This window comes from Streptomyces sp. NPDC090032, from assembly GCF_044748025.1.
GTDB lineage: Bacteria > Actinomycetota > Actinomycetes > Streptomycetales > Streptomycetaceae > Streptomyces.
This window is the reverse complement of the sequence record NZ_JBIVFF010000004.1, coordinates 558828-571240: the sequence shown is the minus strand read 5'-3', so window position 1 is coordinate 571240 and position 12413 is coordinate 558828. Positions and strand designations below refer to the sequence as shown.

10 protein-coding genes and 2 tRNA genes are annotated in these 12413 nt (G+C 70.8%); 2 read left to right on the top strand and 10 right to left on the bottom strand.

Features of this window, described 5'->3' with window-relative positions; all coding sequences use genetic code 11:
- Positions 1-161: 161 nt before the first annotated feature.
- The 3 genes from ACIPWY_RS12465 to leuS form a co-directional block, all read right to left on the bottom strand.
- On the bottom strand, positions 162-1007 hold the full coding sequence (locus ACIPWY_RS12465) for a DegV family protein (protein ID WP_362902574.1): 846 nt from the start codon (positions 1005-1007) through the stop codon (positions 162-164).
- A 63-nt stretch (positions 1008-1070) separates the two neighbouring features.
- Complete coding sequence (locus ACIPWY_RS12460) at positions 1071-1814, bottom strand: hypothetical protein (protein ID WP_362902572.1); 744 nt, start codon at positions 1812-1814, stop codon at positions 1071-1073.
- A gap of 149 nt (positions 1815-1963) precedes the next feature.
- A complete protein-coding gene (leuS, locus tag ACIPWY_RS12455) occupies positions 1964-4858 on the bottom strand; it encodes a leucine--tRNA ligase (RefSeq protein WP_393701981.1) in 2895 nt (964 codons plus the stop codon).
- 430 nt (positions 4859-5288) lie between these two features.
- Between leuS and ACIPWY_RS12450 the strand changes: the two genes are divergently transcribed.
- Entirely contained in the window at positions 5289-6632 is a 1344-nt protein-coding gene (locus ACIPWY_RS12450; protein WP_362902568.1) for a cytochrome b/b6 domain-containing protein, read from the top strand.
- Positions 6629-8218, top strand: a complete 1590-nt coding sequence (locus tag ACIPWY_RS12445; RefSeq protein ID WP_393701979.1) for an NADH-ubiquinone oxidoreductase-F iron-sulfur binding region domain-containing protein — start codon at positions 6629-6631, stop codon at positions 8216-8218. The genes ACIPWY_RS12450 and ACIPWY_RS12445 overlap by 4 nt, the downstream gene beginning before the upstream one ends.
- 57 nt (positions 8219-8275) lie before the next feature.
- Here ACIPWY_RS12445 and ACIPWY_RS12440 read toward each other — a convergent pair.
- The 7 genes from ACIPWY_RS12440 to ACIPWY_RS12410 form a co-directional block, all read right to left on the bottom strand.
- A tRNA-Ala gene (locus ACIPWY_RS12440) sits at positions 8276-8348 on the bottom strand.
- Between the two features lie 135 nt (positions 8349-8483).
- Positions 8484-8717: a hypothetical protein gene (locus ACIPWY_RS12435; protein ID WP_362902564.1), complete on the bottom strand. Its 234-nt coding sequence runs from the start codon at positions 8715-8717 to the stop codon at positions 8484-8486.
- Between the two features lie 3 nt (positions 8718-8720).
- A complete protein-coding gene (locus tag ACIPWY_RS12430) occupies positions 8721-8945 on the bottom strand; it encodes a hypothetical protein (RefSeq protein WP_362902562.1) in 225 nt (74 codons plus the stop codon).
- A 299-nt stretch (positions 8946-9244) separates the two neighbouring features.
- A tRNA-Ala gene (locus ACIPWY_RS12425) sits at positions 9245-9317 on the bottom strand.
- Positions 9318-9414: 97 nt separating this feature from the next.
- Positions 9415-10092: a histidine phosphatase family protein gene (locus ACIPWY_RS12420; protein ID WP_362902560.1), complete on the bottom strand. Its 678-nt coding sequence runs from the start codon at positions 10090-10092 to the stop codon at positions 9415-9417.
- Complete coding sequence (gene rsfS / locus ACIPWY_RS12415) at positions 10089-10547, bottom strand: ribosome silencing factor (protein ID WP_362902558.1); 459 nt, start codon at positions 10545-10547, stop codon at positions 10089-10091. The genes ACIPWY_RS12420 and rsfS overlap by 4 nt, the downstream gene beginning before the upstream one ends.
- Before the next feature lie 124 nt (positions 10548-10671).
- Positions 10672-12402 carry an LCP family protein gene (locus ACIPWY_RS12410; RefSeq protein WP_393701975.1) on the bottom strand — a complete coding sequence of 577 codons (1731 nt, stop codon included), beginning with the start codon at positions 12400-12402 and terminating at the stop codon, positions 10672-10674.
- Positions 12403-12413 lie beyond the last annotated feature (11 nt).

The window sequence follows — 12413 nt, the reverse complement described above, 5'->3', positions numbered from 1 at the left end:
CTCCGAACGTACTGCTGTCTCTGAAAGTGCTGATTCAAGTGCCATGCCACGAACGCTAGGCACCCCGCCGAATCCGCGGTGATCTTGCTCAATTCCCGGGGACAACCCGCCAGTTGTGGATAACTCCGTCACCCACAAGAGCGCCCAAGGTCACCGGCACCTCACCGAGGCGAGACAACCGCCCCCAGCAACCCCGGCCCCGTGTGCGCCCCGATCACCGCGCCGACCTCGCTGACATGCAGGTCCATGAGCCCCGGCACCCGCTCCCGCAGCCGTTCCGCGAAAGTCGCCGCCCTTTCCGGCGCGGCGAGATGGTGCACCGCGATGTCGACCTCGCTCGTTCCGGCGCGCTCGGCGACGATCTCCTGGAGACGGGCGATCGCCTTCGACGACGTGCGCACCTTCTCGAGCAACTCGATACGACCGCCTTCGAGCTGCAACAGCGGCTTCACCGCGAGCGCCGAGCCGAGGAGGGCCTGGGCGGCGCCGATACGGCCGCCGCGGCGGAGGTAGTCGAGAGTGTCGACGTAGAAGTACGCGGAGGTGGCGGCGGCCCGCTTCTCCGCCGCGGTCACGGCCTCGTCGACCGTGCCGCCGCCGTCGGCCACCTCGGCCGCGGTGAGAGCGCAGAAGCCGAGGGCCATCGCGACCATTCCGGTGTCGACGACTCTGACCGGCACGGGCGCCTCGCGCGCAGCCAGGACCGCGGCGTCATAGGTGCCGGAGAGTTCGGACGACAGATGGAGCGAGACGATGCTGGTCGCACCCTCTTCGGCCAGTTTGCGGTAGGTGGCGGCGAAGATCTCGGGGCTGGGCCGGGAGGTGGTCACCGGCCGGCGTTTCTGCAGGGCTTCGGCGAGTGAGCGGGTGGAGATCTCGGCGCCCTCTTCCAGGGCCCGGTCGCCAAGGACCACGGTCAGGGGGACCGCGATGATGCCGTGGCGCTCCATCGTCCGCTGCGGCAGGTAGGCCGTGGAATCCGTGACGATCGCGACATGGCGGGACATGAGCTGGAGATTACCTGGCCGGGCCGGTGGACGTCAGCCCGGCCCCGGTGGCCCGGGCACGCGTCAAGTCGTGCTCTCCGGACGGGCTTTCTTCTGCCAAGGATAGGCCGGGCGCGGATCGGTGGGCGAGAGCGCGGGCCGGTCGGCCTCGCCCTGTCCGCCCTGCGGAGTCCCTGGCCAGGTCTGATGCGCGGCAGGGCGCTCCGGGGCCGGGGCCTCGGGCCACGGGGGCGGCGTCTGCGCGGGCTCGGGCGAAGGTTCGGTCGTCCAGTGCCGCAGCGCCCCCGCCTCGATGTCGATCTGGGCGCTCAGGGAATCCAGGTCGTCGTCGGCGAGCCGGTGGGCGCGGTCCCTGGCCGCCCGGCGCAGGGAGTCGGCCGACGTGGTGATCTGCTCCGTCCGCTTGCGCAGATCGGGCAGGAGCTCGGCGAGGTGCGCCTTGTCCGGCTCGCTCTCAAGACGCTTGAGGTCGTCGTCCAGCTCATGCCCGTGCACGCTGAGCCGCCGGAAGAGGTCCAGCGACTCCTTGAGCGAGGCGTCCTCGGCCACACGCGCGTGGAGCGCGTCCTGCGTGGACTTCATCGACGTACGCAGCTTGAGCCGCAGTTGGGCGAGCTCACCGGCCGCGCCCGGCTGCACGAACGTCCGCGCCTTGAGCGTGGTGTCCTCGACGGACCGGCGGGCCTGCGCGACCGTGCGGTCCACTCCCCGCTTGGCTGCGCCGACGACCTTCACCGTCACGTACGCGCCCAGGGCCAGGAACAGTACGAACATGAGCGCCACGATCGCGATCACGGCCTCTCCCATGACGCTCCTCCCGACAAGGTCGGCGGTCCGTCCGCCTCTTCCACCGTAAACGGAAAAGGCAGGCCGGAGGTTCCAGCGGAACCCCCAACCTGCCCGTAGGGAACAACCCTGATCCGGCCGACCTGACGGCTAGGCGGAGTGGCTGTCGATCACGCGGGGACGATGTTCACCAGCTTCGGCGCCCGCACGATGACCTTGCGGATGCCGGCGCCGTCCAGCGCCGCGACGACCCGCTCGTCGGCCAGGGCGGCCTTCTCCAGCTCCTCGTCGGAGATCGACGGGGACACTTCCAGGCGCGCCTTGACCTTGCCCTTGATCTGCACGACGCAGGTCACGGACTCGTCCACGACGTACGCGGGGTCGGCGACAGGGAAGTCCTGGTGGACGACCGAGTCGGTGCGGCCCAGCTTGCGCCACAGCTCCTCCGCGACGTGCGGGGCCAGCGGCGCGACCAGCAGCACCAGGCGCTCGGCCACGCTGCGCGACAGCGGGCCGCCCACCTTGGTCAGGTGGTTGTTCAGCTCGGTGACCTTGGCGATGGCGGTGTTGAACCGCATGCCCTCCAGGTCCTGGCGGACGCCGTCGATCGCCTTGTGCAGGGCACGCAGCGTGGTCTCGTCGACGGCGGAGTCCTCGGTGTCGACGACGGTCACCTCGCCGCTCGTCTCATCGACGATGTTGCGCCACAGGCGCTGCAGCAGACGGAACTGGCCCACCACCGCGCGCGTGTCCCACGGCCGCGAGACGTCCAGGGGGCCCATCGCCATCTCGTACAGGCGCAGGGTGTCCGCGCCGTACTCGCCGCAGATCTCGTCCGGCGTGACGGCGTTCTTCAGGGACTTGCCCATCTTGCCCAGCAGGCGGGAGACCTTCTCGCCCTCGTAGTAGTACGCGCCGTCGCGCTCCTCGACCTCTGCGGCGGGCACCGCGATGCCGCGGCTGTCGCGGTACACATAGGCCTGGATCATGCCCTGGTTGTACAGCTTGTGGAACGGCTCGGCCGACGAGATGTGGCCCAGGTCGAACAGCATCTTCGACCAGAAGCGGGCGTACAGCAGGTGCAGCACGGCGTGTTCGGCGCCGCCCACGTACAGGTCGACGCCACCGGTGGGCTGGCCCTCGCGGGGGCCCATCCAGTACTGCTCGATGGCCGGGTCGACCAGCTTCTCGCTGTTGTTCGGGTCCAGGTAGCGCAGCTCGTACCAGCACGAACCCGCCCAGTTGGGCATGGTGTTGGTCTCGCGGCGGTACTTCTTGGGGCCGTCGCCCAGGTCCAGCGTGACGTGGACCCAGTCGTCGTTGCGCGACAGCGGGGTCTCGGGCCGGGTGTCGGCGTCGTCCGGGTCGAAGGTGCGGGGGCTGTAGTCGTCGACCTCCGGCAGCTCCAGCGGCAGCATCGACTCGGGCAGCGAGTGCGCGACACCGTCCTCGTCGTAGACGATCGGGAAGGGCTCGCCCCAGTAACGCTGACGGCTGAACAGCCAGTCACGCAGGCGGAAGTTGACGGTGCCGCGGCCGATGCCGGTGCGCTCCAGCCACTCCGTCATGCGCGCCTTGGCATCGGTGACGCCCAGGCCGTCCACGGAGATCTCGTCGCTCGCGGAGTTGACCAGTCGCGCCTCGTAGGAGGAGAACGCGTCGTCCCACGTGGAGGGGTCGGTGCCGCGGTCGTCCGAGGGCTCCACGACGCAGCGCATCGGCAGCTCGAAGGCGCGCGCGAACGCGAAGTCGCGGGCGTCGTGGGCGGGGACGGCCATGATCGCGCCGGTGCCGTAGCCCATCAGGACGTAGTCGGCGATGAAGACGGGGACCTTCTCGCCGCTGACCGGGTTGGTCGCGTACGCGCCGGTGAAGACGCCGGTCTTGTCCTTCGCCTCGGCCTGCCGCTCGACGTCGGACTTCGAGGCGGCCTGCTTGCGGTAGGCGGCGACGGCCTCGGCGGGGGTCGCGTGGCCACCTGTCCAGACGTCGTGCGTGCCCTCGGGCCAGGCGGCGGGGACGATCCGGTCGACCAGGTCGTGCTCGGGCGCCAGGACCATGTACGTGGCGCCGAACAGGGTGTCCTGACGGGTCGTGAAGACGGTGATGGCCTCGTCGCCGACGGGGAAGTCGACGCGGGCGCCTTCGGAGCGGCCGATCCAGTTCCGCTGCTGCAGCTTGATGGCCTCGGGCCAGTCCAGGGCGTCCAGGTCGTCCAGCAGGCGGTCCGCGTAGGCGGTGATGCGCATGTTCCACTGGCGCAGCTTGGCCTTGAAGACGGGGTAGTTGCCGCGCTCGGAACGGCCGTCGGCGGTGACTTCCTCGTTGGCCAGGACGGTGCCCAGACCGGGGCACCAGTTGACGGGCGCCTCGGAGGCGTACGCCAGCCGGTACTCGCTCAGTACGTCGGCCCGCTCGGCCGCGGTCAGCTCGTGCCACGCGCGCGTGGAGTCCGGTACGGCGCGCTCGCCGCTCTCGAACTGCGCGATCAGCTGGTCGATCGGACGGGCCTTCTTGGCCTCGTCGTCATACCAGGCGTTGAAGATCTGGACGAAGATCCACTGGGTCCACTTGTAGTACTCGGGGTCGATCGTGGCGAACGACCGGCGCTTGTCGTGGCCCAGACCCAGCCGGCGCAGCTGGGACTTCATGTTGACCATGTTGGCTTCGGTGGACGTGCGCGGGTGGGTGCCCGTCTGCACGGCGTACTGCTCGGCGGGCAGGCCGAAGGCGTCGAAGCCCAGGGTGTGCAGGACGTTGTGCCCGTTCATGCGCTGGAAGCGGGCGAAGACGTCCGTGGCGATGTAGCCCAGCGGGTGGCCGACGTGCAGGCCCGCACCCGAGGGGTACGGGAACATGTCCATGACGAACTTCTTGGGCTTCGCGGCCAGTGCCCTGTCCGCCTCGGTGTCGCCCGCCAGGTCACCGCTCGGGTTCGGCGCCTCGTACGTGCCGTCGGCGTCCCAGAAGTCCTGCCAGCGCGCCTCGATGTCGGCGGCCATCGCCGCCGTGTAGCGGTGCGGCGCGGCCACCTCGGAAGCGGCAGCGGAATTCGTCTCGCTCATGATCCTCAAAGCTCCATCGATCGTCTCTGCTTACGGAACTGACCGCGCTGGCCAAACAAAAATGCCCCTCGCACAGGAGGGGGCGCCGCGCCGATTCCGATCCGCGAATCCTCAGCGGTCGGGACTGATCAGCGCGGCTCACTAAGCAGAAGGCGTACGGCACGCATGGCGTCAGGGTACCGCAGGGCCCGCAGGGGCCGCGACGGGCTTCCCGGGGAGGGCCGCGGGACGGCTTCGGGAGGACCGAAGGAGGCCTTCGGAAGGTGCATGGGCCAAGGGTTACTCCGCGTACCGACCCCTATCGGGGCAACACAAAGTCCACACCTCCGATAGATAACAACGAGATAACTCAAACCTCGTACTGGCCGGTATGGGCGGACCTAGAGTGCGGCAGCGGGACCACTTTGCCGAACCATTCGGAGTCGCCCCCATGAACCCTCCACCGAACTCCCCGTTGAACTCCCCGTTCAACTCCCCGACGAACGGGCAGCCGCTGAATCCGTTCCCCCAGCTTCGAAACACCCGGCGCCCCCGCCGCAGGATCCGCCCGTCCCCCGCTCCCAGCCGGACGACCCGAGGGGCCCTGTGCGCGGCGGCACTGCTGCTGATACCCCTCGTGGTCCTCGTCGGGAGCGACGCATTCCGCGCCGCGCTCGACTTCACCACCGGGGTGCTGTCCCTGGTCTCCCTGACGGCGTCCGTCGTCTGGGGCCTGGTCGCCTCCGACCGGCTGTTCCTGACCTCGCGCCAGCGCCTGCTCTCCCAGGGCGTGCACCGGGCCACGGCGGTCGCCTCGATCGGCTTCCTGCTGCTGCACGTCACCGTCAAGCTGGCCCTCGACCACGTGTCCGTGGTCGGCGCGCTGATCCCCTTCGGTCTCGGCGTGACCGGCAGCGCGGGCCTGATCGGCCTCGGCTCGCTCGCCGGGCTCCTGATGGTGACCACCGGCGTCACCGGCGCCCTGCGCAAGGCCTTCGCGTCGCCCGCCCAGATCGCCTCCCGCTGGCGCGCCCTGCACACGCTGGCCTACCCCGCCTGGTGCTCCGCGCTGATCCACGGCCTGTACGCGGGCCGGCAGCCGAAGACCTACGTGGTCGTCCTCTACTGCCTGTGCCTGATCGCGGTGGGCGGTGCGGTCGCCCTGCGCGCGGCGCCCGGACCGGTCAAGCGCAAGGTCGCCGCCCGCGTCCTCGCGCTCCTCGACGGCGACGGCAGAACGCAGGGCACCCGCCGCAGGGACGTCACCCAGTCCCCGCTGCCCGGCGGCTCCGGCCGCCCCGCACCGTCCGACGCCCGCTTCGACGTGAACCGCGAGCCCCCGCCGCGACCGCGCGACAACCCGCTCCCGATGCCGTCCCCCGACATGCCACCGCTGTACGAGGCTCCGGCGCGCCCCGCGTTCGAGCCTCGCCCCTCCTTCGAGCCGCGCCCCGCCACCGCCGGCATCGGCTTCTCGGCCGCCTACCGCGCGGTCTCGGCCCCGGTGGATCCCCTCTTCGGCGACCCGCCCACAGGGGAGCGGCTGACCCTCCTGGACCTCCAGCCCACCGAGGCCCTCCCGTTCGTCGACCCCGAGCCCCCCGAGCGCTGGCCGGCCCCGTCCCCGCCGCCCCCCGCTCCGGCACCCCCCTCGGCGTACGACCCCACGCTCGACACCCCCTACGGCGGCATTCCGAGCTTCGAGGAAGAGTCCGCCACCGATACGCTGCCCGGCCCGTTCCAGGCCCCCGCCGCGGGTGAGCCCTGGAACACGCCGCCCGGAGGCATTCAGTGAACACCGCGCTGCCCGACGTCCCCGAAGTCCGCGTCGTCGGTCTCCCCCAGCTCACCTCGGGCTTCGACCTGGTCGAGCGACTCGACCTCGACATGCATCTGAAAGTGCACGGCCCGCTCGAACCGATGGGCGGCGAGCAACTGGCCGCGCTGGCCGGGCAGATATCCCTGCGCGGCCGCGGCGGCGCCGGCTTCCCCTTCGCCAAGAAGCTGCGCGCCGTCGCCCAGTCCGCGATACGCCGCGGGGTGCGCCCCGTCGTCGTGGTCAACGGCAGCGAGGACGAACCCGCCTGCCGCAAGGACACGGTGCTGATCAACCGCGCCCCGCACCTCATCCTCGACGGCGCGCTCCTGGTCGCCGAGGCGCTCGGCGCGCGCACCCTCGTGGTGGGCGTGACCCGCGACTCCACCGAGGCGTCCATGCAGGCCGCGCTCCTCGAAAGGGGCCTGTCCAACCGCCGTGGCGCCCCGCTACGCGCGCGCGTGCAGCGCAACCCCGTACGCATGGTCACCGGGGAGTCCTCCGCCCTGATCCGCTCGGCGGACGGCGGGCCCCCGGTGCCCCCGGGCCGCAAGGTGCGCGCCTCCGACTCCGGGGTGGGCGGCGCGCCCACGCTGCTGTCGAACGCCGAGACGTTCGCCCAGCTCGCCGTCGCCGCCCGCACGGGGCCCGAGCGCTACTGCCGCACGGGCCTGCGCGACGAGCCCGGCACGATCCTGCTGACCCTCTCCGGAGCCGTCGCCCGCCCGATGGTCCTCGAAGTACCGGCCGGGGTGCCCCTGCGGTACGTGCTCCAGCTCGCGGGCGCCCCGCCGATGCCCCAAGGCGTGCTCACGGGCGGCTACCACGGGAAGTGGCTCGACGCCTTCGCGGCGCAGGAGGCAGTGGTCTCCCGCGCCTCCCTGGATGCCGCCGGGGGCGCGCTCGGCGCGGGCGCGATCCTGCCGATCGGCCCGGACACCTGCCCGCTCGGCGAGGCGCTCCGGGTGGCGCAGTGGCTGGCCTCGGAGAGCGCGGGCCAGTGCGGGCCCTGCTATCTGGGTCTGCCGGCGGCGGCCCGCGGCCTGGAGGACGTCCTGAACGGCGGCGGCCCCACCGCCCTCGAAGCCCTCCAGCAGGTCACCAGGGCGGTGAAGCGGCGCGGCGCGTGCAAGCACCCGGACGGGTCGGCGGCGTTCCTGGAGTCGACGATCTCGGCGTTCACGGACGATCTCGCCGCGCACGTCCTGGGCGGCGGCTGCGGGCGTCCGGTGCAGGGCGTGCTGCCGCTGCACACTCAGGCACCGCAGGGCGAGTCCCCCAGCGGCCGGCGGCTCGCGGTGGACTGGACGCTGTGCGAGGGCCACGGCCTGTGTGCGGACATCATCCCGGAACTGATCCAGCTGGGCCCCGACGGCTATCCCTCGGTGGCGGAGGCCCCGGTGGCGCGCTATTCGGAGGCGCGCGCCGTACGGGCCGTGCGCCGGTGCCCCGCGCTGGCGCTGCGTATCGAGGAGGACCCGGCGGCGGCTCCGGCCCGCCCGGCCCTGCCGCCCGCGCTCCCGCCGGGCCGCGGGCGCCGAGCGCTGGGCAGCGGGCGCGGCTGACGGCATACGAAGACGGGCCACCCTGTTCGGGTGGCCCGTCTTCATGTCCATCTACTGTGGAGCTAAGGAGAATTGAACTCCTGACCTCCTGCATGCCATGCAGGCGCTCTACCAACTGAGCTATAGCCCCGCGCGTCCATGCGATCGATCCGCATGTTCACCGTGTCGCCCGGTTTCCCCGGCGGCGACGCCAACATTACCGGGCACCCGGTGCATCACCAAATCGTTTCCACCCTGGTCCGATTTGCCCGAATTCACGCCAGGCTCAGGCCGTGGCGAACGAATAGAACCGCTTGAGCGTGCAGTGCTCGTCGAGGAGCCGGCCGTAGATCGGCTCGCCCTCCAGCTCCCGATACGTCTCGATCGGATCGCCCTTTATGATCAGCGCCCGCGCGCACTCCTCGCACCAGTACTGGTAGTCGGGGTTGGCCGGCTCCATGTCCCTGACGATGGGCGTGCCGCTGCCGCACCAGTCGCACTTCCTCCTGTGTGCACCCATCGATCAGCTCCAGCTGTGGCCGCAGGCCGTGCACACGTACGAGATCCCGCCGTTGTCGCCGAGCATCTGCGCGACGTGGAAGGAGCCGCAGGACGGACAGTCGAGGAAAGAGAAAGAAGACGGAGAAGAGGAGGGGGAAGGAACGTGCTGCCCAAAATGGGCTGCTTCGGCCGGTCTCACTGTCACGCCGAGGGGGCGGTCGGCCGCCTCGGTGATGCGCGCGGGCATCGCGTTCTCCCTCCCGTCGGGCCGTCTTCGTCGATCGGACGCGACCCTCTACCGGCCGTCCGATTCTGCCACGGCCGGAGCGTCACGGTCAGCGACGCATGCGTACCGGTCCGGACACGGCGCCGAGTCCGCCCGCTCCGGCCAGCAGTTACGCACACACCCACACACGAGGACCACATCCGCAGACCTATACGCCCCGGGACACCAAGCGCCTCAAGGCAGTTGGAAAAAGTGTGCCGGGTAACAAAAAATCCCGCCCTTACCCGGACGGGATCTTTGTGAAGCGGACGCTTCGACTGTGGAGCTAAGGAGAATTGAACTCCTGACCTCCTGCATGCCATGCAGGCGCTCTACCAACTGAGCTATAGCCCCTTGCGTTCTCCCCGCTCTGCGCGGCTGCGAACAAGAAGAACTTTAGCCTGCGACCTGCCGGAAAGTGAAATCCGGCCGTCCGGCCCCTGTCGGGGGCTCAGTCGTCGTCGCCGAGCACCGGCTCCGGGAGCGTGCCCGCGTTGTGCTCCAGCAGCCGCCAGCCGCGTGCCCCCTGGCCGAGGACGGACCAGCAGCAGTTGGAGAGGCCGCCCAGACTTTCCCAGTGGTGGGACTCGAGACCGAGGAGGCGCCCGATGGTGGTGCGGATCGTGCCGCCGTGGCTGACCACGACGAGCGTGCCGTCCTGCGGCAGCTTCTCCGCATGGCCCAACACGACGGGAGCGGCCCGGTCGGCGACCTCCGTCTCGAGCTCGCCACCCCCGCGGCGCACCGGCTCGCCGCGCTTCCACGCGGCGTACTGGTCGCCGTAACGGGCGATGATCTCGTCGTGGGTGAGGCCCTGCCACTTCCCGGCGTACGTCTCGCGCAGGCCCTCGTCGTGCGTGACGTCGAGGCCCGTGAGCGCGGCCAGTTCGGCGGCCGTGGCGGCGGCCCTGCTGAGGTCGGACGCGACGATGGCGTCCGGCTTCAGCGAGGCGAGCAGCCGGGCGGCCCTGCGGGCCTGGGCGACGCCGGTCTCGGTCAGGCCGATGTCCGTGGAGCCCTGGAAGCGGCGCTCCAGGTTCCAGGCGGTCTGGCCGTGGCGCCACAGGATGACGCGCTGTCCGCGGGCCGGTCCCCCCGCCGGACCGGTGCCGGCGCCCGCGGCGGTCAACGCAGCTCTCCGCCCAGCTCGCGAAGCTCCACGGCCTCCTCCGCGGCCTGCGTCGCCTGGGCGTGCTCCGCCGCCTTGCCGCGGGTGGCCTTGGCGTCCGCGGGAAGCTCCAGCTCGGGGCAGTCCTTCCACAGGCGCTCAAGGGCGTAGAAGACCCGCTCCTCGCTGTGCTGGACGTGGACGACGATGTCGACGTAGTCGAGGAGGATCCAGCGGGCGTCGCGGTCGCCCTCGCGGCGGACCGGCTTGGCGCCGAGCTCCTTGTTCAGGCGCTCCTCGATCTCGTCGACGATCGACTTGACCTGGCGGTCGTTGGGCGCGGAGGCCAGCAGGAAGGCGTCGGTGATCGACAGCACATCGCTGACGTCGTACGCGATGATGTCGTGCGCGAGCTTGTCGGCAGCCGCCTGTGCGGCGGTGGTGATGAGCTCGATGGAGCGGTCAGTGGCGGTCACTACAAGGCTTTCCGTCGGCGGGCAGTAATCCCTTGAAGGGATACCCCAAGGGTCTCACGGACCGCCGACGGCCCTTACTGGATTGCCCGGCCGGGCAGGCGCGCCCCCACGGCCGGGCGTGCGCCTACTGTCCGCCCGTGTAGTTCTGACCGAGGACCACGGACACGTCCGCGTTCGCCACAGTCTTCCCCTTGCGCACGGCGCTCGTCGGCAGGCCCAGGGTCTTGGCGACCTCGACGGCGTCCGGCTTGCGGCCGTCGTCCTGGTACGTGACCTGCGACGCCGCCTGGACCGCGGTGCCCGTCCCGGCGTCGACGAAGGTGTAGCCGCCGTTGACCAGCGTGACCCTCGCCTTCTCCGTGCGGGCCTTCACGCCGGTGGCGTTCTGGATGCCGACGCGTACGGAGGCGTCCTTTCCGGCGTTCTTCACCGTGCCGCCGAGGACGTCCTTGACGACGCTGCCGGTGGCTTGTTCGGACAGCGTGCCGTCCCGCTGCACGGGCAGGAGCGCGGTCTTGTAGTCGCCGCCCTTGGCCCGGTCGGCGAGCTTGGCGAGGAACGCGCCGAGGTCCTTCTCGCCCAGCGAGGGGTCGAGGATCTGGGCGAGGGACTGGACGGTGACGGTGGCGGCGTGCGGGTCGGACGACAGCTTGCGCAGCACGCCCTGCATGACCTGTCCGAACCGCATGAGCTGCGCCGTGTCGGACTCGCCGGGCGCGCGGTAGGTGGCGTACGCGACGGCCATAGGGCCGCTCAGCGTCTGCTGCTTGCCCTTCTTGACCAGCGGGGACGTCGCCTTCTTCGCGTCCTTCCCGTTCTTCCCGGACTTGGCGGCCGGGTCGGGGACGTCGGCGTTGGTGTCGATGTCGATGTTGCCGACGAGTTCGACGAGGTTGTTGAGGTACGGGGTGTCGAGCCGCCACGTGCCCTCGACGTCCGTGCCGAGGACGGTGTCGATGGCGTCGCGCGTGCCGGAGGACCCGTCGTCGTCGACGGACTTGCCGAGCGTCGTCGTGCTGCCCTCGTCGTCCGTCAGGGCAAGGGAGTTGGGGAGCAGGACGGTGGTGCCCTGGTTGGTCGTGGTGTTGTTGACGAGCAGCGCGGTGGAGGTGCCGCCGCCCTTGGTGTTGTGCAGATGGACGACGATCACGTCGCGGTTCTGGGGGCCCGCGGTGTCGGCGGCGCCCTTTCCGGAGTCCGCGGGACCGAAGCCGGGCAGCTTGCCCGCGTACCAGAGGTAGCCGACGCCGCCGGTCACGCAGAGCACGAGGACGACGACGAGGGCGACGATGCGGCTGCGGCCGCGGCGGCGGGCCTCCTCGCGGCGCTCGGTGCGCGACTCGGTGAACTTCAGCCAGTCGATGACGTCTTCGGAGTTCTCGTCCGGCTCCTCGACGAAGGAGAACTGCTCGGTCCGGTACTCGGGCGCCCCGTCGCGCTCACGCGCCGCGGGCTCGGTGCGGGGGGCGGACTGCGCCGGGATGTGGGCGGTCGCGGTCTGCTCCTCGACCCGCTGCTGCTGCCCCGTTCCCGCGGCGGCCCCGTAGGGGTCGTAGGAGGTGGGCTGTCCCTGCTGGGGTCCCTGTTGCGCGGGCGCACCCGTCCCGTAGGGGTCGTACGTGTCGTACGAGGGCACCGGCGGCTGCTGGCCGGTGGCGTAAGGGTCGTAGCCCTGGCCCCCCTGGCCTCCGTGGACCGGGGTCTGCCGCGGGTACTCGTACTGCGCAGGCTGCTGGGGCACCTGCCGGTACACGGGCTGCCCGTACTCGTCGTAGCCGACGAGCTCGTACTGGTCGGACGTGTTGGACGCGTCCCCCGAGTAACTGCCCGAGTAACCGTCGTATCGGTCGTTCACCGGTGCCCCTC

Excerpts from the sequence above, each read along its gene's own strand:
- leuS (WP_393701981.1), bottom strand. The coding sequence starts at position 4,858 with ATGAGCGAGACGAATTCCGCTGCCGCTTCCGAGGTGGCCGCGCCGCAC.
- ACIPWY_RS12435 (WP_362902564.1), bottom strand. The coding sequence starts at position 8,717 with ATGGGTGCACACAGGAGGAAGTGCGACTGGTGCGGCAGCGGCACGCCC.
- ACIPWY_RS12460 (WP_362902572.1), bottom strand. The coding sequence starts at position 1,814 with ATGGGAGAGGCCGTGATCGCGATCGTGGCGCTCATGTTCGTACTGTTC.
- ACIPWY_RS12450 (WP_362902568.1), top strand. The coding sequence starts at position 5,289 with ATGAACCCTCCACCGAACTCCCCGTTGAACTCCCCGTTCAACTCCCCG.
- ACIPWY_RS12430 (WP_362902562.1), bottom strand. The coding sequence starts at position 8,945 with ATGCCCGCGCGCATCACCGAGGCGGCCGACCGCCCCCTCGGCGTGACA.
- ACIPWY_RS12465 (WP_362902574.1), bottom strand. The coding sequence starts at position 1,007 with ATGTCCCGCCATGTCGCGATCGTCACGGATTCCACGGCCTACCTGCCG.